Consider the following 21793-nt stretch of genomic DNA (forward strand, 5'->3'; position numbering starts at 1 on the left):
GGTTATTGCTGATCCTTAGCGCGATGAGGCGTGGCGCTTAAAAGCAAATTGATTGGCTGCGGGTGCGTCGGTTCAGGCGCGTTGGCGGCGTCACGCGGCGGCACGGTCATCTGCTGCGGCTCGGCGACAGGGTCCGGCAGAGCAGGTTTGGCGGCCAAACGGCGAATTTCCGACTGAATATCATCAGCTTGATGCCAAACCGTGCGGCTGGCGAACACTTCATCCACCGGCAGGCTGAACAGCGAACGCAGCACTTGCTCTACATCGCCGGCCTGGCAGTTGGAGAGAAACAGCAGCAGATGACGCTCGGTCAGTGACAAAATATCGCCGTCGCGGCGCAAATGACACAGCGACATCGACTGCGCCGGATTGATGCCCGTCACCGGGCGCAGGGAAATCAGCACGCCCGGTGCGTCGGTCTGCTGCTCGGCGTGGCTCCAGATGGACTGCATCACTTTGCAGAAGGCCGGCAGCGGCAGGTAGCCTTTGTGATGGGTCGGCAGGCGGCCTTGCAGCAGTTGCTCAATATCGTCCGACACCTGACGGGTGAAGCTCAGAGGCTGAATATCCTCCAGCAGGGTGAGGAAGCTGGAAAGACGCGCCGCCTGTGGCACCACCAAATTGGCACCGCAGGCCTGCAATAGGCGCTGGTCGGCGTAGCGCAGAGCAGCGCCCAGTTCGCGCACTACAATTTTCAATCCGCCGCCGCGCTGGGTGCGCAGCAGGTGGATTTGCCGGGCGAGGGTTTCAACCTGCTCATTGCTATTAAGGGCGAAAATCAGCGTAGCCGAGCGAGCACGCATACCACTTTCGGCCAGTGCCGCGTTGTCTTCAAACAGCTGCCAGTTGCCGGAGAGAGGCGGCGCGCCTTCCAGCACGCCGCGCTCGGCCAAAAAGGCCCACTGATCGTCACTGAGCGCGGCCGGGCCAGCGTCGGCGGCGGCTTTGGGCATTACCGACCAGCCAAGCGGGCGCTTTTGTAGCGCGTAAGTGGTATTGGCCTCCGCGGTCACTTGGTTATGCCACCAGGAAATAACCCACTGCGCTGGCTCAATATCACTGCGCAAATGGCAAAGACCATATAAAGCACGATGATAAGTATGGAGTTTTAATTTAAGGTTCTGCTCAGATTTGCCATGGGCAATAATAAGTAGCGCAATCTTCTTAGATTTCGCTAGCGCGCTGATTTCATGCAGCCAATGGGCAAACTCTTGCTCGCTGAACCCCTGCCAAACGCCGTTGGGAAACAATAAAACCACCAGTTTATTTTGTTCACCAATCACACGATTGAGATCACGCGACAGAGATTTGAACGCCTTTTTATCCGTCGGCATCGCATATTGCTTGACCGAGGGGGCGGACGAAATAAGGCGCGAAATGAGCACGTGGTCCGGGGAAAGAGGGCGTTGCTTGTTACTCGTAATGAGATTTTCTTGAGGATAAATAATCGTCGTTATTATTTTAATTTCTTGTGCATCAAGCACCTGACCCGCCAGCTCGTAAGCCGCATTTTGGCTATCTGCGTTGACCCAGTAAAGCCCGCTGGACTGCATTTCAGCCAATTCATTCCAGAATTGCTTGGTGCCAAAAGAAAGGGAAAGAGCCATTATTTGTATAGCCTAAATAAGTTTGCCGGAATAAGTCTGACTGACTTGCTGGCATAAGGTGTAACATCATTTTAATTGAAAGTATGCTTTGGAGACAATTAGAAATATGATTATAATAACCGAAATTTCTTAATCTAAATATTTCGGGCATTGCCCCATCCCATATCCAGTAAAGAACATCCTAATACCACAACTTATTTTTAGTCGGCGGTGTTGTTTTTATATCTCAGGAAATGTGAGGGAAGCGGAGTGAAAAAGAGATGCGACCTGATAGCCCAGTAGTCAATAGCGAAAAAGATAATGAAAACGATGATTTACTGGCGTTAAGTCACCTTTTTGCCTTACCTGAATTACATTATATCGATATAGCCCGTAAAGAAAAAATTCCGCAGGTATTAAAACGCTGGCCACTGCTGGCTGAATTATCTCCGAAAGCGGATTTTCATCCCGACCACGAATTAACTCACAACCAAGGGTGATCTCATGCCTGTTATTGCCCTTCAGGGGATCCGGGGAGGAACCGGCGTCACCTCAGTCACTGCGTCTTTAGCCTGGGCGCTGTCTCAGGCCGGTGAGAAGGTGTTGGCTATCGATTTTTCGCCCGCTAATCTCTTACGTTTACACTTTAATATGCCTTACGACTCGCCGCGTGGCTGGGCCACGGCGGTGCGCGCAGGCGAGGGCTGGGAGCAGGGCGCGATGCGCTATCATTCCCATCTCGATTTCTTGCCTTTCGGCCAACTGCCTGCCATCGAGCAAACGCAGGTTTACTGCGACTGGCAAGATAACCTGACAAAAATTGACAATACTGGCGTCTATGATTGGGTGCTGCTCGACACGCCCGTTGACCAACCGGCGCTGGCGGCGCAGGCACTCTCTATTGCCGACCACGCTTTCACCTTGCTGCACGCCGACAGCCAGTCGCACGTTCGTTTGCATCAGCAGCCGATGCCCGCCAATAGCCATTATCTGGTGAATCAGTTCATGCCTGGCAGCCAGTTGCAGCAAGACATTCTGCTGCTATGGCAACAGAGCCTGCCGCGCCTGCTGCCGCTGATCCTGCACCGTGACGAAGCCATGGCGGAGTCTCTGGCTGCTAAGCGTCCGGTGGGCGAAATGGCCCCACTGAGCAAAAGCTGCCAAGAGATGCAGGCTCTCGCCAGCTGGTGCCAAATCCACCTGCGCGCGGGGCAGAAGTAATGAGTCGCCTGCTTCGCGCCTTGTTGGTGCCTCCGGTCGCCAGCGCCTTACAACAGCGTTATCGCAATTATCGCCAGCAGGGCGCGTCGCATGTCGCCAGTCTGCTGATGGTGATGTGCGTCACGCTGGGCTGGCTGTTGCTGCGCTTTGAGTCTCCAGCGTGGCAGCGCGTGCGTCAGCGCCGCGCCCAGTGGTTCCCCCATATTTCTGCCCAACGCCCGCGCCCGGCGGACCCCATCCGCTACCTGCTGCAAACCTGCTGGCTACTGCTGTTTATTCCGGCAGGCGGCCTGCGCGGGCGGGTAAAAGTCAGTGACTGGCCGCAGCGTTTACGCGCCAAGATGCACAACTGGCTGGACGCGATGCCCGCGCGCATCACCCATAGCCCCTTGTCAGAGAAGGTGATGCATCCGATGCGTGGCCTGAGCAAGCTGGCAAGAAGGGCGCTGATCGTCATCGGTTCGCTGGTCGCCGCCGTGCTGGTGATGTTCTGCATCTCGCAGCCCTTCGGCTATCTGGCGCAGTTCATATTTGTGGTGCTGCTGTGGAGCCTCGCCATGCTGGTGCGCCGCATTCCGGGGCGCTTCCCGACGCTGATGCTGATCGTCCTCTCGCTGACCGTCTCCTGTCGCTATCTGTGGTGGCGCTACACCTCGACCCTCAACTGGGATGACCCGGTGAGCCTGATTTGCGGCCTGCTGCTGTTAGCGGCGGAAACCTACTCATGGGTGGTACTGGTGCTGGGCTACTTCCAGACCATTTGGCCGCTGAACCGCAAACCGGTGCCAATGCCCACGGACATCGCCGTCTGGCCGCAGGTGGATCTGCTGATCCCCACGTATAATGAACCTCTTAGCGTGGTGAAACCGGCGATGTACGCCGCGCTGGGGCTGGACTGGCCGAAAGAGAAGCTGACCATTTGGCTGCTCGACGACGGCAATCGCCCCGAGTTTGCTGATTTCGCCAAGGAAATCGGCGTGCAATATATTGCGCGGCCGACCCACGAACACGCCAAGGCGGGCAACATCAACAATGCCTTGAAGCAGTGTAAAGGGGAGTTGGTGGCGATTTTCGACTGCGACCACGTGCCGACGCGCTCCTTCTTGCAGCTCACCGTCGGCTGGTTCTTCAAAGACAGCAAGCTCGGCATGTTGCAGACCCCGCATCACTTCTTCTCGCCGGATCCGTTCGAACGCAATCTGGGCCGAGTGCGCCGCACGCCAAACGAGGGCGAGCTGTTCTATGGCTTAGTGCAGGACGGCAACGACCTGTGGGACGCCAGCTTCTTCTGCGGCTCTTGCGCCGTGCTGCGCCGCAGCGTGCTGGATGAAATCGGCGGTATTGCGGTGGAAACCGTCACCGAAGACGCCCACACCTCACTGCGCATGCACCGCCACGGCCACACCTCTGCCTATATTCGCATTCCACAAGCAGCCGGATTGGCGACTGAAAGTCTGTCAGCCCACGTCAACCAGCGTATTCGCTGGGCGCGCGGCATGGTGCAGATTTTCCGCCTCGACAACCCGCTGTGGGGCAAAGGGCTGAAGCTGGCGCAGCGTCTGTGCTACGCCAATGCCATGTTGCACTTCTTGGCGGGCATCCCGCGCCTGATCTTCCTGACGGCGCCTTTGGCTTTTCTGCTGCTTAATGCCTACATCATCTATGCCCCGGCGCTGGCTATCGCGCTGTACGTGCTGCCGCACATGGTTCATGCCAGCCTGGCGACCTCACGGGTGCAGGGGAAATATCGCCATTCTTTCTGGAGTGAAATCTATGAAACCGTGCTGGCGTGGTATATCGCCCGGCCAACCACGGTGGCGCTGTTTAACCCGCGCGCCGGGAGCTTTAACGTCACGGCGAAAGGGGGGATGCACGACAAATCCTACGTCGACTGGAAAATCACCCGGCCTTATCAGTTTCTGATGTTGCTCAATCTGCTGGGCTTTGGCGTGGGGATCTGGCGTCTGTTCCACACGCATTCCGACGAGTTTTATACCGTGCTGATAAGCCTCGCGTGGGTGACCTACAACATGATTATTCTGGGCGGCGCCATCGCCGTGGCCTTTGAAGCCAAGCAGGTCAGGCAGGCGCACCGCGTGGAAGTCTCCATGCCCGCCGCGCTGGCCCGCGAAGATGGCCATATCTATGTCGCCACCATGCAGGACTTCTCGGACAGCGGCGCAGGTATCGCCACGGCCGGTGCCGCGCACTTCAGAAAAGGTGACAATGTCACTTTATTATTGCCTCGCGGCCAGCAGGAATATGCTTTCCCGTGCCGCATAAGCCGAGTATTTGGTGAAAACATTGGCGTGCAGCTGTTGCCAATGACCACCGCGCAGCACGTCGATTTTATTCAATGTACCTTCGCCCGCGCCGACAGCTGGGTAGTACGCAGCGACAGCTTCCCTGAGGACAAGCCGCTGGAAAGCCTGCGCGAAGTGCTAGGGCTGGGTATTCGTGGCTATCTGCGCATGCTGGATATTGCGCCTTATCGCTTCCGGCCGCTGGTCGCGCGCGGCAACACTTTTGGCCGCTGGGCGGTCTCCTTCCTGCCTCGCAATCCGTCGCTGTCCGTGCAGCCTGATGAATCAACCTTAACGATGATAAAAAAATGAAACTACTTCCTTTACTCACTTTGATGACTGCGGCATGGGGTGCGGCAGCTCCGGCGTTGCATGCCGAAACCGCGCCGCTGGATTCGCCGCAGGCCACCACCATTCCGCTGGTTGCTCCGGCGGCGGTGCCGATGATTATTCCCGGCGCGCCGGTGCGTGAGGTAAATCTGCCGTTTCAGGCGATGGTGCCTGAGCCGGGCGCCATGACCCTGCGCGGCTTCAAGCCCTCGGGCGTGATTGAGTTTGGTGTGCGTAGTGATGAAGTAGTGACTCAGTCCACCCTGAATCTGCAATACACGCCGTCGCCGTCGCTGATCCCGGTGCAGTCGCACCTGAAGGTGTTTCTCAATGACCAGCTGATGGGCGTGCAAACCATCGAGAAAGAACAGCTCGGCAAGCCGAATCAGTTAAAAATGGCTATCGACCCGCGCTATATTTCCGACTTTAACCGCATCCGGCTGGAGTTTGTCGGCCATTATCAGAATGTCTGCGAAAACCCGGCCAACAGCACGCTGTGGCTGGAAGTGGGCAAGGGCAGCTCTCTGTCGCTGACCGTGCAGAAGCTGCCGTTGAGCAACGACTTGGCCCACTTCCCGGTGCCATTCTTTGATGCCCGCGATAGCCGCCCGCTGACGCTGCCGATGGTGTTCTCCGCCGCCCCGGACGCCGGTGAGCAGCAGGCCGCCGCCATTTTGGCCTCGTGGTTTGGGGTTAAAGCCCAGTGGCGCGGCCAGACCTTCCCGGTGCTCTATAACCAACTGCCGGACAGCCACGCCGTGGTATTCGCCACCAATGACCATCGCCCGGACTTCCTGCGCGACCTGCCGCCGGTGAAAGGGCCGACGGTGCAGATGGTCAGCCAGCCGGACAATCCTTACGTCAAAATGCTGCTGGTGCTGGGGCGTGACGATAAAGATCTGGTGACCGCCGCTAAGGGCATTGCGCAGGGGAATCTACTGTTCCGTGGGTCAAATGTCAGCGTGGATAATGTCGAACAGATCAACCCGCGCCAGCCTTACGACGCGCCAAACTGGGTGCGCACCGACCGCCCGATGCACTTTGGCGAACTGAAGCAGTACGCCGAACAGTTACAGGGTAACGGCATTGAACCCAACCCTATCACCCTGAATATGAACCTGCCGCCGGACCTGTTCCTGATCAACAGCAACGGCATCGATATGCGGCTGAAGTACCGTTACACCTCGCCGCAGGTGAAGAATACTTCGCGCCTGAGCATCAGCCTGAACAATCAGTTCCTGCAAGATTTCACTCTGGTGCCGGGCAGCGAGCAGGGTTCGCAACTGCTGCACTTGACCATGCTGCAGGGGCTGCTGGATGACCATAAAGACCTGATGATCCCCGCTTTAAAACTGGGTGCGGTGAACCAGCTACGTTTTGATTTTGACTACAGTTCGCTGCTGGCGGGCACCGCCGAAGGGCGCTGTGAGACTTACACTACGGTGCAAAACCACGTGGTGATTGATGACAGCTCCACCATCGACTTCTCCGGTTATCGCCACTATATGTCGATGCCGGACCTGCGCGCCTTTACCAACGCCGGTTTCCCGTTCAGCCGTCTTGCAGACCTGTCACAGACGCTGGTGCTGGTGAAAGCTCAGCCACAGCCGGTGCAGCTCACCACCATGCTGGATCAGCTGGGCAACATTGGCTCACTGACCGGCTACCCGGCAACCGGCGTGGCGGTCAGCAATGACTGGTCGCAGGCCAAAAATGCCGATGCAGATATCCTGATGATTGGCGCGCTGCCGGAGGATTTGCGCGACGCCTCAATCCGTGATGATAAGAAGGCGAACCTGCTGCTCGACGCCACCCGCGCCGCCGTTAATATGCCCAACCGTCAGGTAGCTTTGCCGGAGAACACCGCGCCAGCCAGCGATGCCACGCCGGATGCCGATGTGCAGATTAGCGCCCAAGGGCCGATTTCCGCCATTGTCGGCCTACAGTCGCCTTACCACGCTCAGCGCAGTGTCGTGGCGCTGCTGGCCGACAGCCCGCAAGGCTTCGCATTGCTCAATCATTCACTTCAGGACAGCAAACAGAAGGCGCTGGTGTATGGCTCGGTGGCGATTTTCCGCGATTCTGGCGTTAACAGCCTGAAAGTGGGCGATGTCTACTATGTCGGCCACCTGCCTTGGTGGGAGCGCGTGTGGAACAAGTTAGCGACGCACCCGGTGCTGCTGGCCTTTATGGCGGTGGTGGCGGTGGTGCTGATCGCCGTATTGCTGTGGAATGGGCTACGCGCGCTGGGCCGTCGCCGTCTCTCATCCGACGATCAGGATTAATCCCGTGAGGCAGATTTCTCGAGGAGTGCCTTTGTCACTGAGCGCCCTGGCGCTGGCGCTGGAGCTTTGTTTGACTCCCACGGCGCTGTTTGCCGCCGAGCAAGTGGCCCCTGAAGAGTGGCTGCTGGAGCAGGTGCGCATTGGTGAAGCCAGCCATCGCGATGATTTGGTGCGCCAGTCTTTGTATCGGCTGGAGCTGATGGCCCCGGAAAATCCGCAGGTGTTATCTGCCCGTATGCGTCTCGCGCTGCGGGAAGATAATCAAGCGCTGGCCCAGCAGCAGTTGGATAAAATTCAGCAGGTTGCGCCCAACTCGGCGATTTACCGTCAGGCGAAGCTAAGTCTGGAACTGACCTCGCCGGACAAGCAGGCTTTAGTGCAACAGGCGCGCCTGTTCGCCGTGGCTGGCCGTCTGCCAGAGGCCAAGGCGCTGTACGATCAGGCCTTGCAAGGGCAGCCGCCGCCGCGTGAACTGGCGCTGGAGTATTGGCAGCTGGTTGCCCGCATGCCGGGGCAAAGCGCAATGGCCGAACGCCAATTGCAGGCGCTCAATCAGCATTACCCCGGTGATGTGAATGTGCTGCTACAGCTGGCGAAAATGGCCTTTGCCCAGCAGCAAAATGTCCGCGCCATTGCGCTGGTCACCGAGCTTTCCAATTCCGATGAAGGCCGCGAACAGGCGGCGGCCCTGTGGTTAACCGAGATAAAATCCCAGCCGGTGAGCAATCAGTCGGTCGCGGAATTGCAGCATTTTGGCCAAGTGTTCCCCAGTGGCGACTCGGCGATTGAGGCCCAGCAGGAACTACAGCGCCAGCAGGCCTTATTGGCCGATCCTCGCTATCAGGCGCGGGTCAGCGGGCTGCAAAAAGTGGCCAGAGGGGCCTCGACCGCCGCCATCGCGCCTCTGAAAGAAGCCCTGCAACAAACCCCCAATGACGCTGACGTGCTTGGCGCGCTGGGTCAGGCCTATTCCCGCGCGGGCAACCGCCAGCAGGCCCTGTCGTACTACCGGCAGGCCAAAAAAGCCGACCTCAACGCCGCTTATGGCAATAAGTGGGACAGCCTGATTAAAGCCGACAGTTACTGGCTGGAAATCGAGCAGGGTGATAAGGCGCTGAAGGCCCAAAATGTCAATCAGGCCAGCCAGCACTATCAGCGAGCAAGGCAGATCGACAGCCGCGACCCGTGGGCTTGGGTTGGGCTGGGGGATATCGCCGTGGCGCGCCACGACGATACGCAGGCGGAGCAGGCGTATCTCAGCGCCCTGCGCCTTGAGCCTGGGAACAGCAGCGCCCAGCGCGGGCTGGCGAATATCTATCAGCGCCAGTCGCCGCAAAAGGCGCTGGATTACATCCAGACGCTCCCCGCGGCGCAGCGCGCCAAGCTCGAGGATATGCAGCGCGGTATTGAAAATAGCCAACTGGCTGACGAGGCCGAGCGCCTGGCCAACCAAAAACAGTGGGCCGCGGCGGCGCAGCGCTATCAGCAGTTGCTCAAACTGGATCCGGATAACGTTTGGGCCACTTATCACTATGCCAATGCGCTGCGTGAGGCAGGCCACAACGCCGAGGCCGACGCGGCTTTCACGCCTCTCATCGCCAAGCATCCGGACGATCCGCAGCAGGTGTACGCCTACGCGCTGTATCTTTCCGGCACAGATCGCGATGCCGCCGCCGTGCAGCACCTCAACTCAGTGCCGCAGGCGCGCTGGGACAGCAATATGCACGAACTGGCGCAGCGCATCACCCTCGACAAGACCTTGAGTGAGATTGACCAGCTGATTGCCCACGGCGAGAAACCGCAGGCGCGGGAGAAACTGGCCGCCAGCCAGCTGCCGATGAGCACGCTGAGCCTCAACCAGCAGCGCCGCGTGGCGATGGCCTGGCATGATGTGGGAGAGACGGCGCAGGCCGCTCGTCTGCTTCAGCCAGTGAAAACCGCGGCCCGCGATTTGCCCATCGGCCAAGACAAGGCGCTGATTTACCGCGATTCGGCGCGCCTTGAGCAGCAGACAGGCCAGCCTGAGGCGGCGCGTGAAGATTACCAGCAGGCGATGCTCGCCAGCGGCATGACCACCCAAATGCCTGCCGACAATGACAGTTACACCCGGCTGACGCGCAATCAGGCCGGGGATGAGTGGCTCAATCGCAGTATTCGTGCCGATGCCCATGACCTTTACCGCCAGCAGGACGTCAATTTCACTCTCGATCAGGATATGTCCACCAACAGCGGCACGCCGGGCAAATCCGACCTTAAAGCCAGCACCACCATGCTACAGGCCGATATGCCTTGGTATCAGGGGCGCGCCTTCCTGCGTTCCGACATTGTGCGCATGGATAACGGCTCCTTTGAGAATGTCACCAACGATGAGGGCCAGTACGACGGGTACAGCACCTTGTTTGGCACCTGTAGCAGTCAGGTGAAATGTGACAGCGATTATGGTCAGCGGGCCAGCGGCGTGAGTCTCGGCGCGGGCTATAAAGACCAAACCTGGGAGGGCGATCTGGGCACCACGCCGCTCGGCTTCCCGGTGGTGGATTGGGTTGGCGGGCTGGCCTACAGCAGTGACTGGCAGGATATTGGCTGGACGGCGATGGCGTCGCGCCGGCCAATCTCCAGCTCCATGCTCTCCACGCCGGGGCGAAAGATCCGCATACCGGCATCAAATGGGGCGGCGTGCGTGCCACGGGTGTCAGTCTCGGCGTCAGTTACGATCAAGGCAAAGCGCACGGGCTGTGGGGCGACATCAGCGCTCATCAGCTGACCGGCAAAAACGTCGCCGACAACAGCCGCGAACGCCTGATGGGTGGCTACTACTATAAAGTCATCAATGAGGATAACCGCCGCGCCACAGTGGGACTGAACTCCATGCTGTGGCACTACCAGAAAGACCTCAGCGGCTACACGCTGGGACAGGGCGGCTATTACAGTCCGCAGCAGTATTTCTCGCTGGCGGTGCCGGTGAACTATCGCCAGCGGTCGGACAACTGGTCATGGGAAGTGGGCGGGTCGGTCTCTTGGTCGCGCTCCTCCACCAAAGACCAGAAGCGCTATCCGCTGCCGGGACTGATCCCTGACGGGTTGGTGGACAAAGACGCGATAGAACAGGGCAGCAGCAGCTCCGGTTTTGGTTATACGGCGCAGGCGCTGGTTGAAAGACGCGTCAGCTCGCACTGGACGGTCGGCGCGGCGATTGATATTCAGCAGGCCAAGGACTACACCCCGAGCCACTATCTGCTCTATGTCCGCTACTCGCTGGCGGGCTGGCAGGGCGATCTGGATATGCCACCGCGCCCGCTGGTGCCTTACGCCGACTTTAAGTAACGGCTTCAATCACTTCCTCTCCTTTATCGGGAGGGGAAGTTAAGCTTTCACCTCGCCATTAGCATAAAACCTCTTATACTGTGACGGTGTCACTTTAAGCTGGCGCAGAAATGCCCGACGCAAAATATCAACGCTGGAAAAGCCACACTCATCGGCGATTTGCTTAATCGCCAGCTCGTCGTTTTCCAACAAGGTTCTGGCTTGGGAAATGCGCTGTTGCTCCAGCCATTCTGCCGGAGTCTGGCCAATTTCCTGATTGAATAGCCGAGTCAGGTGCCTGACGCTAACCCCCATATGCTGCGCCATGGTCTGCACATTGTGCTGCGCCGCCAGAGAGCTCAGCACCCAGCGCTGCACATCCTGTAACGCAGAACGGCCGCTGACCGAGGCTTTGCCGTGACGGCTAAACTGCAACTGGCCGCCGGGACGTTTGAAGAACATCACCAGTTGGGCAGCCACCTGCATGGCAACCTCCCGCCCGACGTCTTCCTCCACCATATTCAACGCTAAGTCTAGGCCGGAGGTCACGCCCGCCGCCGTGCGCAGCGGGCCGTCGCAGAGGAAGATGGCATCGGCGTCAACTTGCACCTGCGGGTAGTCCCGCGCCAGCTGTTCGGCTACCGCCCAATGAGTGGTGATGCGCCGGTTATCCAGCAAGCCGCTGGCGGCTAACAGCAGCGCGCCGCTGCACACTGAGCCATAACGGCTGCTTTGCAAGGCTAGGCGACGAATGGAAGCAAGCACCGAGGCATCGGAGACAAAGGTGTCGAGCACTGGCGCCCCGGCCAGTAAAAAGGTATCGATAGGCTGGGTTGGCTCATCAGAAAGCTTTAAGTCTGGCAACAGCCGCGCGCCGGAAGAGGAGACGATCGGCTGGTCATCCAGCGCCATCACGCGAAGCTTATACAGCTCGCGGCCCAGTTGGGCATTGGCTTCGGCAAAGACGTCGAGTGGCCCTGAGACGTCGAGCAGCTGCACCCCCGGCACCGCCAAAATAATCACCTGTTTTACCATCTGAGCACTTTCCTCTGTTTTCCTGTCACGTAACAACGCAATGTCGCTTTTAGTCGTACTGCGACGTTTGAAGACATTTATCATCCCCCTTATTCTCTGCTCATGCAACTCACTGCATCACTGCTTACCAACGAGGAACAATCATGAGTCTAAACATTAACGGTATTCGCATTCCCGACAGCAAGATGGCCCGCGAGGCGACAGAACTGGTGCGCGACACCGAGTCATCATTGCTGTTTAACCACTCCAGCCGCGTGTACTACTGGGCAGCATTAGCCGGGCAACAGCGCAATCTGACCGTCGACCAGGAGCTGCTGTATATCGGCTGTATGTTCCACGACATGGGTCTGACCCACGAGCACTGTAGCTGCGATAAACGCTTCGAAGTGGATGGCGCCAACACCGCCCGTGACTTTATGCAGCAGTACGGCGTTTCAGCTCAGGATATCGACAAGGTGTGGACCGCCATCGCGCTGCACACCACGCCGGGCATCCCGGAGTTTATGGACCCAGTGATTGCGCTGGTCACCGCCGGGGTAGAGATGGACGTGCTCGGCATTAACTACGGCGGCTATGAGGATAAAGTTCGCGAAGACGTGGTGGCGGCTTTCCCACGCACCGCGCAATTTAAAGAAGACATTATTCAGGCATTTTACGACGGCATTAAACACAAGCCGGATACCACTTTCGGTAACGTGAAAGCCGACGTCATTGCTGATAAAGAGCCAGATTTTATGAAAGGTAATTTCTGCCAGGTTATCCGCGCTTCACGTTGGAAGGCGTAATTAAGAGGGATTGACCCGCGCCGCAGGCTGTGACGCGGGGTTTTGGCTTAATCCTGTTTGATATTGTGGCTGGCCACGGCGGTTTCTTCTGCGGAGAAACGCGCGCTGATGGCGTCACGCTCGTAGCCCTGCGGCTCAGACAGAATCTGATACAACGCTGGGCGACGGCCGTAAATCCAACGCCGCCCGGTACTCAGAGGGATAAGCGTCAGATCCAGCTCGGCTGTAACCATGGTATCCGCCGCCGCCCAAGTTTCATTGATGATCCGCCCATAGGGGTCGAGGATCATCGCGTTGCCCGTTCGCACCTCATCGTCATCAGCCCCCACGCCATTGCTAAACAGAATAAACAATCCATTGTCGTGCGCCCGTGAAGGCAACCAGCGCATCAGCCATTCACGGCCATTCGGGCCTAGGAAGGCGGCGGTAATTTCCTCTTTCTTTTCATGCCGCTGTTGCCATAAATCCAGTGGAATCGGCTTCATACCGTGCGGGCTGCGGGAGTTCGTTCCTCCCGTTTGGTGCGGCGCAAGCAGAATGTCAGCGCCCAACAGGGTAGTCGCCCGGACGTTTTCCACCAGATTGTTATCCCAGCAGATCAAAATGCCGACCTTAACGCCCCAAGGGGTATCAAACACGGTATAAGCATCGCCGCTGCTAATGGCCTGATGCTCGAAGGCGTGAAGTTTACGATGAGTGTGGAAGCTGCCGTCCGGCATGCAGGCCGCATAAGCATTGAACAGACGCCCGTCGTCGGCCAGCTCGATTAACCCCACGCCAATCAGCATATTGTGGCGCATAGCCAGCGAGCGAATTAGCGCCAGAGAAGGGCTGTCTGACAGCGGCTCAGCCAGCTGCCGCACCTCATCCGCGCTGAGTTTCGGCACGTGCCAATAGCCGGTAATGCACATCTCCGGGAAGGCGAGGATCTGGATGCCCTGCAGCGCGGCTTGTTCTATGTACTTTTCAATCACCATCAAATTGTATTTCTTGTCGCCCGCCTGGTGCTGAAACTGCACCACGGCGCTTTTAATCAGATTGCTACCAGTCATGTCATTCTCCCGTTCACTTCGGTTCACTGGCTGGTATTACAGCAACTTCACTGATAACTTTATAATGAAGTATTTTCTAATATTGATTACCAAATGGAATGCAAAACCATGAATATCAAGCTGCTGAAAGCCTTTGCGATGCTGGCGGAGAAGGGCAATTACGCCGAAGCAGCCTCAGCGCTGTCGATGACCCAACCGGCGCTGACCAAGCAGATCAATCTGCTCGAGGCGGAGCTTAACGTGCGGCTGTTTAGCCGTGGCAGGCAAGGGACGCAGCTTACGCCCGGCGGCGCGCAACTGCTGCCCGAAGCGCAGAAAGTCTTGAAGCAGTCCGCCCTGTTTATGCAGCACGCCGGGCTGGTGGCTCAGGGAATGGAGGGCAAAATCGCCATAGGATTTGGCTTATCGAGCTTTGTCTATGCACCGCAAAGCGTGGCTAAGTTTGGCAAATGTTTTCCGGCCATCAATATCACTTTGCAGGATCTGCCTTCAAGCCAGCAGATACAGATGTTGCAGCAGGGCGAATTGCAGATTGGTTTCGTGCGCGTTCCGCCACCCAGCCCGCTGGCGTATTTGCCGCTGTTTGAGGACCGTCTGGTGCTGATCACCCCGGAGAGCCATTTCCTGTCAGTAGAAGAGTGGCTGGCAAAACATCCGCTGCTGCGGTTGCAGTCCGGGCGCGGGCAGGGGCTGAATCGGCAGATTGATCTGTTTATGCATGAGCAGCATTATCAGGCGAGGAGTGAACAATATGCTGCTGATATTCATACGCTTTTGGCTATGGTGCTCGCCGGGCTGGGCGTGGCTTTGCTGCCACAAAGCATTGTGCATATTGCGCCGTCGGACCTGAATATAGTGCCACTCAAAGGGCGCAGCTTAAGCTGGCAGACGGGGATTGCCTGGGACCCAAGAATAGAGGATAGGGCGCGGGATAAATTCATTGAAATGGTGCGGCAGGAGGACCCCGCCGCAGGCAAATAGGCTTTATTTAAGCAGGCGGAACTCAATCATAAACAGCTCATTTAGCCCCGGATAAATCTCTGAAATCACCTGTTTGAGCTGCTCTAAAGTCATGTTTTCCTGATCCGCGTGGCGCTGGTTTAACTCTGAAAACAGCACCGGCGTCACCGCAATCACTTCAATGTTGCAGAAAAACACCCCATCTTCGTAGCGCGAAACCCGGACTTTATCACCCGCTGAGAACTGGGCGTCGCTGGCTTCGCGCAGGGTAATGGTTTTGCGCTCGGCCAGAATGTCGGTTTCGAATCGCGAGAAGAAAGTGATGTTTTTCATTGCTGTTCCTATTATTTGGCCGGAAAATTATTGCCTGATCATCTGATTGGCGAAAAGTCCCACATAGGTGTCGCCAGCCGTTTTACACCCATTGTATGAAGCGCCGGGAGAATGTAAACGACTGGCGATCATTAAGCGCGGCTATTGGCTGTCAGTTGAGCAAGTCAGGCTTTCCCATTGATCAATTTCCTCACTCCAGCTGGCCAGTTTTTGTCGAACCAGTTGCAGGGCATCGCTGCCTAACAGCAGGTGGGCTGGTGGATTTTCACTGGCAATCAGCGTCAACATGGCGCGAGCGGCCTTCTGCGGATCGCCAAGCTGCTTGCCACTTTTGGCTTCGCGCGCCTGACGAATCGGGTCAAACAGGGCGTTGTAATCAGTGAGCGAGCGCGGGCTGCGAACCATCGAGCGACCGGCCCAGTCAGTACGGAACGAGCCTGGCTCGACAGCGGTGACGAAGATGTTGAAAGGGGCCAGCTCTTTGCTCAAAACTTCAGAAATCCCTTCTAAAGCAAACTTGCTGCCGCAGTAGTAGGCAATCCCCGGCATGGTGATGAAGCCGCCCATGGAGGTGATATTCAAAATATGGCCCCGGCGGCGTTGGCGCATAAAGGGCACCACGGCCTTGGTGACGGCCACCGCGCCGAACACGTTGACGTCAAACTGGCGGCGCATCTCTTCCAACGGCGACTCTTCGAACACGCCTTCATGGCCGTAGCCCGCATTATTCACCAGCACGTCAATTGGCCCGACGTTGTCTTCAATTTCAACAATGGTTTCGTCAATATAGGCAAAGTCGGTGACATCTAAAATGCGCGCAGTGGCGTGAGTCGGGTGCAGCGCGGTAAATTCTTCAGCCGCCCTGGCGTTGCGCACGGTGCCTATCACGCGATGGCCGTCAGACAGCGCCTCTTGCGCCAGAGCGCGACCAAAGCCACTGCTTACGCCGGTGATCAAAATGTTTTTAGTATCAGACATGGTTATTTCTCCAAAAGCATTGATAAAGCCAATACGGCTTTTCACAGAGCTTAGAGTAGCGCCAATCTGTCATCAGCAAGAGACCTGAAACTCGGAGTTTATTGCCTAAAACTATGAGCGCTGTTTTTATCATCATCACAACTTGCTACACTGCATCAGAGTAATCCATGAGGTGATTGGCATGAACGGCGTAAACGTTGGGCAGGTTGGGGCAGTGCAGCAGGAGATGGTGAAACTGCTGGAAAAGCTGGCGCCGGTTGAAGGCTATAACCTGTCGCGGGTGCCGGATGTGCGGTTTTTGCGCTCCAATCGGCCATTAAAACGCATGCCGGTGCTATATGACCCGGGCATTGTGATTGTCTGTCAGGGGACAAAACGCGGCTATTTTGGTGACCGGGTGTACGTTTATGACGCACAGCATTTTCTCGCCGTGGCGCTGCCGGTGCCTTTCACCATGGAAACCGACGCCAGCGCTGAACAGCCGCTGTTAGCCATTTATATGCATCTCGATTTTTCTGTCGCCGCTGAACTGATCATGAAGATTGACCCAAACTCTGCTCAAGAGTCACCAAGGCCGCAAAGCATGGTTTCGACACCCATGGGCGATGCCATGCAGCACTCCGTTTTGCGTTTTCTTCAGGTGATGAGTGAACCACGGGATGCCGAAATCCTAGGCCCGGCGCTGGTTCGCGAGATCTACTACCGCGTATTAACCAGCGAGCAGGGCGCGGGGATCCGCACCGCGTTACAGCTGCAAGGCCAGTTTGGCCGTATCTATAACGTGATTCGCCACATTCATAGCGCGTATAGCGAAAACTTAGATATCAATCAGTTAGCCCAAATGGCCAATATGAGTCCGGCGACTTTCCACAGCCACTTCAAGCTGATCACTGAGACATCGCCAATGCAATATCTGAAGTCTTTGCGGCTGCACCAAGCCAGACTGTTGATGGTCAGAAAGGAGATCACGGCGCTAACGGCGTCGCTGCAAGTCGGTTATGAAAGTGCTTCGCAGTTTAGCCGTGAATTCAAACGCTTATTTGGCCGCACGCCGGTCGAAGAAGTGAAACGTATGAAAGAGAACTTCGCCGTGCCGCCTGAGCATCAGGCCACCGAGTTTATTTCTTCCCACTGAGATGGCTGACGAGCACATGACAAATGACGCAGATTTAATGCAGCACATCATCGAGCTAGAAACGCGTTTGCATCAACGCAATTCACGCCGCGATGATCAAACACTCGAGCATTTGCTGCATAGTGAGTTTGCAGAGATTGGCCGTTCGGGGCAGCTGTACAGCAGGAAGGATGTTGTCGAGGCGTTATTGGCTGAAACCCATCAATCGAAGGTAGCAGCCGAAAACTTTGCGCTGGGCAAAATCAGCGAAGGCGTGGTCATTCTGACTTATCAAAGTTTCGAGTTAACGCCAGACAACGTGATAGTGCGGCGCACATTGCGCAGTTCAATTTGGCAATGGTCAGAGCCTTACGGCTGGCAGATGAGATTTCATCAAGGGACAGTAAGAAAGGAGTGAATGTAAGAAAAATAGGTTTAGATAAAAAAAGACTAATTCTTTTTTTACTACGCCACTTCCAACGTATTCCGCTTAAGCTACCTCAAAGTTTAATATACAAGAATATTCCGACACGGCTTAAATTAATGTGGGTTCTATTTTTAGTATTTATTTCAATTTTTTCTTCGCAAACGAAATTAGCTAAAAGCCTCATATGTGAGATGCGCCTGTCAGCGGTGGGTAAAGATCCTAAACGCACCAGAGCATATAAAACAGGCAAATCATACATAATAATAATACCAGCGAAAAAATCATCACTAAAACGCATTCATAACGCAGGGTTATAATTTAAAAACAGGCTTAGCCCTACTTAATTTGTCATAAAGCAAAACTTCACGTTGACTTAGTTCTGTTATCAGATAAATTCACACTCCTGGTAAATTTCTTTTTACCGCAAATGAACTTATTCAGTGATTCGATTTTCTGCAAAACACTCTCAAATGTTTAGGAGCGCAGAATTGAAATCAATAACATTCACAGGGTGAATGTTAAAAATCTGAGTTATTCATCATCCTATTATTACTAAGATTAATTGTCTGTCATAAAGAAAGGATTTCTTATATGAAAATGCAAATGAAAGCATTGTCCGTGTGTATTACTCTCGCCTTAGGTATTCCCCAAAGTTATGCCGCCGGGGCCACATGTCCTAAAGACATCTCAAAACTCAGCAAAGCTGAAAAAAGTGCGCTGCCAGCAGAGTGTCAGAAAACCGGTTTCACCGATCAGCAACTATGGATCACTGGAGGTGCGATTGCCGGTGTTGCAGCAGTAGTAGGTATTGCAATGGCTGCGGGTGGCGGTGGCGGCGGTAATTCGGAGGGTGGTAAACCCGTTCCGCCAAGCGACGGCGGTGATAAACCCGTTCCGCCAAGCGACGGCGGTGATAAACCCGTTCCACCAAGCGACGGCGGTGATAAACCCGTTCCGCCAAGCGACGGCGGTGATAAACCCGTTCCGCCAAGCGATGGCGATGATACACCCGTTCCGCCAAGCGACGGCGGTGATAAACCCGTTCCGCCAAGCGATGGCGATGATACACCCGTTCCGCCAAGCGACGGCGGTGATACACCCGTTCCGCCAAGCGACGGCGGTGATACACCCGTTCCGCCAAGCGACGGCGGTGATAAACCCGTTCCGCCAAGCGATGGCGGTGATAAACCCGTTCCGCCAGTCGATCCGGTAGCGCAAACCACGACTTATCCGAACGGCTTATCCGTCACCATGATTAAAGGGGCCAGCACCGCCACGCTGACCTTAAATGGTGTATCGATGGAAGCCACCAAACAGTCCGACGGCACGTGGTTGATCACCGACCCGGCGACCGGGAAAACGTATGTTGCCCAGACGCTCGATCGGACCACCGGCGAGATAAAAGGCTACAGCATTGTTGATCGTAAATTATGGACGCTGGATGGCACTACGCCAATCGGTATTAAGAAGTGGACATCGAATTACAATCTGCTGAACCCTAAGGGTACATCGCTGGCGCTAACTGATGGACAATTTCTAAATTACAATGCGTCAGCCTCAGAACCTCTGGTTATTGAAAATGCGGGCACGCTGACGGGTTTCTACAGTACTCGGCAAGAATCCCCGGTTCCGAAATGGGGTATGTCGCAAATAAAGGTTGGAGAAAATGCTCTATTCTTAAATACGGGCACGATGAAATTCACAAGAGATACGGCATTACCTTCCAATAATGCGATTTCTCAAATTCTCATTACCGATAAAGGTACACTGTTCAATGCCAAAGGCGCTGAAATTAAATTTGGCGATCTGACTCAGGGTGACCAATATTCATCCCTTTTGGGCGGAAGTATAGGTATGCTTGATAATTCGACCATGGTGAATCACGGTCAGATTAATGCGACAGGCGGGATAAAAAATCCTTCTCCAAATGACATTCAGAAGAGATACGAAAGTGTCTTTACCTTTGGAGGAAACGGCACTTCCAATTCTATTTATTGGGAAAATGCCGCGGACGGCGTGATCACTGCCAACCACGGCTACAACGTTATTACAGATGATACGAGGTGGAGTTGGGTTGATGGTTCCAATGGTGGGTATTTGTCAAATGCAGCAACTCAAGGCGGGGTAACGATTAATGCGGTTAATAACGGGCTAATAGATTTTACAGTGCCATTGACTAGTAGTTATGCGTCATCAGATCCCTATCATCTATTTGCCGCGATTTCATTGGGTATGGCAAGTAAGTTTAGATCAAAAAATTCAAATATCAGCACATTCATTAATAACGGCACGATCACTGTCAAAGGGGATGATGCTACCGCATTATACGGTGAAGGAAACACCACCTTAGTCAATAACGGCACCATTAATTTAGGGTCAAAGGAGAATTCCATTGCTGATAACGGGACGGGATTAACCGCCTTTAAAGCCGTGGGGGAAAAGGTTACCGCCTATAATCAGGGCACGGTGAACATTAACGCCAACCAGTCTTACGTCTTTGACCGTAACGGCACCACGACGGCACACCTGGTCAATACCGGCACGGTGAACGTCCGCGATGGCGTAACCGAATGGGGCCTGGTGAGAGGGGAAAATGCCAGCGTTGTGGATACCACATCGGTGTACCGCAGCACGATCAAAAACTACACCGTGGGCACCAAGGCAAACGGCACTGCCGGTACCATGAACGTGTCTCATGCGAACCTAAAAGACGTTTCCGTGGATACCACATTCACCGAAGGAACGGATGCGAAAACCAAAACTTTCGATAACGTCTTCACCGGCAAGGACATTCAGGGCACGCAGAACGTTAAGTCAACCAGTGCAGTATGGAATGCCCGCGCGCAAACCGATACTAACGGTAACGTCGACGTGACCATGACCAAAAGAAGCTATCAGGACGTAGTGAAAGACAGCGCCGGGCTGCAAAACATGGCGAGCAAGCTGGAAAACAACTACACCAATAACGCCTTATACAACAGCCTCAATCTGAAAACGTCTGCTGACGTAGAAAGTGCGATGCGTCAGCTATCCGGCGCGAACGCCACTTCCGCGTTTAAAGAGGCCCGCGTGTTAAGCCAGCGTTTTAATATGCTGGCGGATAACGCAATTGTGATGCCTTCCGGATTCGGTTTCAATCTGGTGGACAAAAACGATAAGCGCGCGGAGCTGGGCAACGACACCCGCTACGATATGATGGCCTTAAGTCAGAGTTTTGACCTGAGCGCCAGCCAGAAAATGCAGATGCAGTACGGTATCGCGCGCCTGGACGGGAACGGCGTGAACGGCAAGCAGAAAGCGGGTGACAACGGGATCACCGGCGGGTACAGCCAGTTCTTCGGGCTGAATCACAGCGTGGATATGGGCCGCGGCCTGACGCTGACCAACGCCCTGCGTTATGATGTGCACCAGTTGGAAAGCAACCGCAGCATCCGTTACTCCGGCGCTAACCAGACGGCGAAATCAGACAATAGCCAGCAATATATGGAATGGCGCAGCGGTTTCAGCAAAGGTTTTGACGTTGCCGAAGGCCTGAGCCTGACGCCAAGTGCGGGCCTCAAACTGCGCCACACGGCGAACAACGGCTACAGCGAGCGCGGGGCGGGTGACTTCAACCTGACCATGGATGACAGTAACGAAACGGCGGTGGACGCGCTGGTTGGTTTGAAACTGAAATTCGTCACCTCTAACGGCTGGTCTGTCAATGCCTTAGCGGAAGGCGGACCGAACGTCAGTTACAATCAGTCCGCGCAGACTGCTTCGTTGCAGGGTGCCGGTAACTCGCGCTTTATGGTCGACAACGATCAGAAAGGTGGCGGTATTAACGGCGTGGTTTCCACGGGTGTTAGTTACGGCGGTGAGGCGGGTCGTCTGGCATTCGATGCCTACCAGTGGAAAGAAGACAGCGTGAGCGACAAAGGTATTCTGATGAATTACCAATACAATTTCTAACGGATCACTGCTGATATGTTTTTTCTTTTCTGATGCCACGTCGCGTTATGACATGCCATTAGTTTAAGAAATACTTGAAGGATCCGCTGTTATTGAAAAGGGCTCATAATCTTTTATGAGCTCTTTTTTT

The 21793-nt window shown here is 55.5% G+C and carries 14 protein-coding genes and 1 pseudogene; 10 read left to right on the forward strand and 5 right to left on the reverse strand.

All coding sequences use genetic code 11. The annotated features are described in order from the left end of the window. Window positions 1–2: 2 nt before the first annotated feature. Window positions 3–1607, reverse strand: a complete 1605-nt coding sequence (bcsE, locus tag V2154_RS09690) for a cellulose biosynthesis protein BcsE (protein WP_353502048.1) — start codon at window positions 1605–1607, stop codon at window positions 3–5. Between the two features lie 260 nt (window positions 1608–1867). Here bcsE and bcsR point away from each other — a divergent pair, with 260 nt between their 5' ends. The 5 genes and pseudogenes from bcsR (at window position 1868) to V2154_RS09715 (ending at window position 11049) form a co-directional block, all read left to right on the forward strand. After that, entirely contained in the window at window positions 1868–2086 is a 219-nt protein-coding gene (gene bcsR / locus V2154_RS09695; protein WP_353502049.1) for a cellulose biosynthesis protein BcsR, read from the forward strand. A 4-nt stretch (window positions 2087–2090) separates the two neighbouring features. After that, window positions 2091–2807: a cellulose biosynthesis protein BcsQ gene (gene bcsQ, locus V2154_RS09700; protein ID WP_353502050.1), complete on the forward strand. Its 717-nt coding sequence runs from the start codon at window positions 2091–2093 to the stop codon at window positions 2805–2807. Beyond that, a complete protein-coding gene (bcsA, locus tag V2154_RS09705; protein WP_353502051.1) occupies window positions 2807–5422 on the forward strand; it encodes a UDP-forming cellulose synthase catalytic subunit in 2616 nt (871 codons plus the stop codon). Before bcsQ ends, bcsA begins: the two co-directional genes overlap by 1 nt. Beyond that, window positions 5419–7725, forward strand: a complete 2307-nt coding sequence (gene bcsB, locus V2154_RS09710; protein WP_353502052.1) for a cellulose biosynthesis cyclic di-GMP-binding regulatory protein BcsB — start codon at window positions 5419–5421, stop codon at window positions 7723–7725. The genes bcsA and bcsB overlap by 4 nt, the downstream gene beginning before the upstream one ends. Continuing rightward, window positions 7673–11049: pseudogene (locus V2154_RS09715) on the forward strand (cellulose synthase subunit BcsC-related outer membrane protein). Before bcsB ends, V2154_RS09715 begins: the two are co-directional and overlap by 53 nt. Before the next feature lie 39 nt (window positions 11050–11088). Here V2154_RS09715 and V2154_RS09720 read toward each other — a convergent pair. Then, a complete protein-coding gene (locus V2154_RS09720; RefSeq protein WP_353502053.1) occupies window positions 11089–12063 on the reverse strand; it encodes a GlxA family transcriptional regulator in 975 nt (324 codons plus the stop codon). Window positions 12064–12206: 143 nt separating this feature from the next. On the opposite strand from V2154_RS09720, the gene V2154_RS09725 reads away from it, so the two are divergent. After that, the gene (locus tag V2154_RS09725; RefSeq protein ID WP_353502054.1) at window positions 12207–12848 is read left to right on the forward strand and encodes an HD domain-containing protein; all 642 of its coding nucleotides are present in this window, start codon (window positions 12207–12209) and stop codon (window positions 12846–12848) included. 47 nt (window positions 12849–12895) lie between these two features. Here V2154_RS09725 and V2154_RS09730 read toward each other — a convergent pair whose 3' ends face one another. Next, window positions 12896–13900 carry a nitrilase family protein gene (locus tag V2154_RS09730; RefSeq protein ID WP_353502055.1) on the reverse strand — a complete coding sequence of 335 codons (1005 nt, stop codon included), beginning with the start codon at window positions 13898–13900 and terminating at the stop codon, window positions 12896–12898. A gap of 108 nt (window positions 13901–14008) precedes the next feature. Between V2154_RS09730 and V2154_RS09735 the strand changes: the two genes are divergently transcribed. Next, window positions 14009–14881, forward strand: coding sequence for a LysR family transcriptional regulator (locus tag V2154_RS09735; protein WP_353502056.1), 873 nt, complete (start codon window positions 14009–14011; stop codon window positions 14879–14881). Between the two features lie 3 nt (window positions 14882–14884). Here the strand turns inward: V2154_RS09735 and yqfB are convergent, their stop codons facing one another. Both yqfB and V2154_RS09745 read right to left on the reverse strand, forming a co-directional pair. After that, window positions 14885–15193 carry a N(4)-acetylcytidine aminohydrolase gene (yqfB, locus tag V2154_RS09740; RefSeq protein WP_353502057.1) on the reverse strand — a complete coding sequence of 103 codons (309 nt, stop codon included), beginning with the start codon at window positions 15191–15193 and terminating at the stop codon, window positions 14885–14887. A gap of 141 nt (window positions 15194–15334) precedes the next feature. After that, window positions 15335–16171, reverse strand: a complete 837-nt coding sequence (locus V2154_RS09745) for an oxidoreductase (RefSeq protein ID WP_353502058.1) — start codon at window positions 16169–16171, stop codon at window positions 15335–15337. A gap of 181 nt (window positions 16172–16352) precedes the next feature. Between V2154_RS09745 and V2154_RS09750 the strand changes: the two genes are divergently transcribed. The 3 genes from V2154_RS09750 to V2154_RS09760 all read left to right on the forward strand — a co-directional run bounded on the left by V2154_RS09750 (window position 16353) and on the right by V2154_RS09760 (window position 21663). After that, window positions 16353–17306 (forward strand): AraC family transcriptional regulator, encoded by a 954-nt coding sequence (locus V2154_RS09750; protein ID WP_353502059.1) that lies wholly within the window; start codon window positions 16353–16355, stop codon window positions 17304–17306. A gap of 16 nt (window positions 17307–17322) precedes the next feature. Next, window positions 17323–17703 carry a nuclear transport factor 2 family protein gene (locus V2154_RS09755; protein ID WP_353502060.1) on the forward strand — a complete coding sequence of 127 codons (381 nt, stop codon included), beginning with the start codon at window positions 17323–17325 and terminating at the stop codon, window positions 17701–17703. A 600-nt stretch (window positions 17704–18303) separates the two neighbouring features. After that, window positions 18304–21663, forward strand: a complete 3360-nt coding sequence (locus V2154_RS09760) for an autotransporter domain-containing protein (protein WP_353502061.1) — start codon at window positions 18304–18306, stop codon at window positions 21661–21663. Window positions 21664–21793: the final 130 nt, after the last annotated feature.

This window comes from Ewingella sp. CoE-038-23 (assembly GCF_040419245.1).
GTDB lineage: Bacteria > Pseudomonadota > Gammaproteobacteria > Enterobacterales > Enterobacteriaceae > Ewingella > Ewingella allii.

What these genes read in the sequence shown, in the direction of transcription:
- V2154_RS09755 (WP_353502060.1), top strand. Translation starts at nt 17,323, where the DNA reads ATGACAAATGACGCAGATTTAATGCAGCACATCATCGAGCTAGAAACG.
- V2154_RS09760 (WP_353502061.1), top strand. Translation starts at nt 18,304, where the DNA reads ATGAAAATGCAAATGAAAGCATTGTCCGTGTGTATTACTCTCGCCTTA.
- V2154_RS09720 (WP_353502053.1), bottom strand. Translation starts at nt 12,063, where the DNA reads ATGGTAAAACAGGTGATTATTTTGGCGGTGCCGGGGGTGCAGCTGCTC.
- V2154_RS09745 (WP_353502058.1), bottom strand. Translation starts at nt 16,171, where the DNA reads ATGTCTGATACTAAAAACATTTTGATCACCGGCGTAAGCAGTGGCTTT.
- bcsB (WP_353502052.1), top strand. Translation starts at nt 5,419, where the DNA reads ATGAAACTACTTCCTTTACTCACTTTGATGACTGCGGCATGGGGTGCG.
- bcsA (WP_353502051.1), top strand. Translation starts at nt 2,807, where the DNA reads ATGAGTCGCCTGCTTCGCGCCTTGTTGGTGCCTCCGGTCGCCAGCGCC.
- V2154_RS09750 (WP_353502059.1), top strand. Translation starts at nt 16,353, where the DNA reads ATGAACGGCGTAAACGTTGGGCAGGTTGGGGCAGTGCAGCAGGAGATG.
- V2154_RS09730 (WP_353502055.1), bottom strand. Translation starts at nt 13,900, where the DNA reads ATGACTGGTAGCAATCTGATTAAAAGCGCCGTGGTGCAGTTTCAGCAC.
- bcsR (WP_353502049.1), top strand. Translation starts at nt 1,868, where the DNA reads ATGCGACCTGATAGCCCAGTAGTCAATAGCGAAAAAGATAATGAAAAC.
- V2154_RS09725 (WP_353502054.1), top strand. Translation starts at nt 12,207, where the DNA reads ATGAGTCTAAACATTAACGGTATTCGCATTCCCGACAGCAAGATGGCC.
- bcsE (WP_353502048.1), bottom strand. Translation starts at nt 1,607, where the DNA reads ATGGCTCTTTCCCTTTCTTTTGGCACCAAGCAATTCTGGAATGAATTG.
- V2154_RS09735 (WP_353502056.1), top strand. Translation starts at nt 14,009, where the DNA reads ATGAATATCAAGCTGCTGAAAGCCTTTGCGATGCTGGCGGAGAAGGGC.
- bcsQ (WP_353502050.1), top strand. Translation starts at nt 2,091, where the DNA reads ATGCCTGTTATTGCCCTTCAGGGGATCCGGGGAGGAACCGGCGTCACC.
- yqfB (WP_353502057.1), bottom strand. Translation starts at nt 15,193, where the DNA reads ATGAAAAACATCACTTTCTTCTCGCGATTCGAAACCGACATTCTGGCC.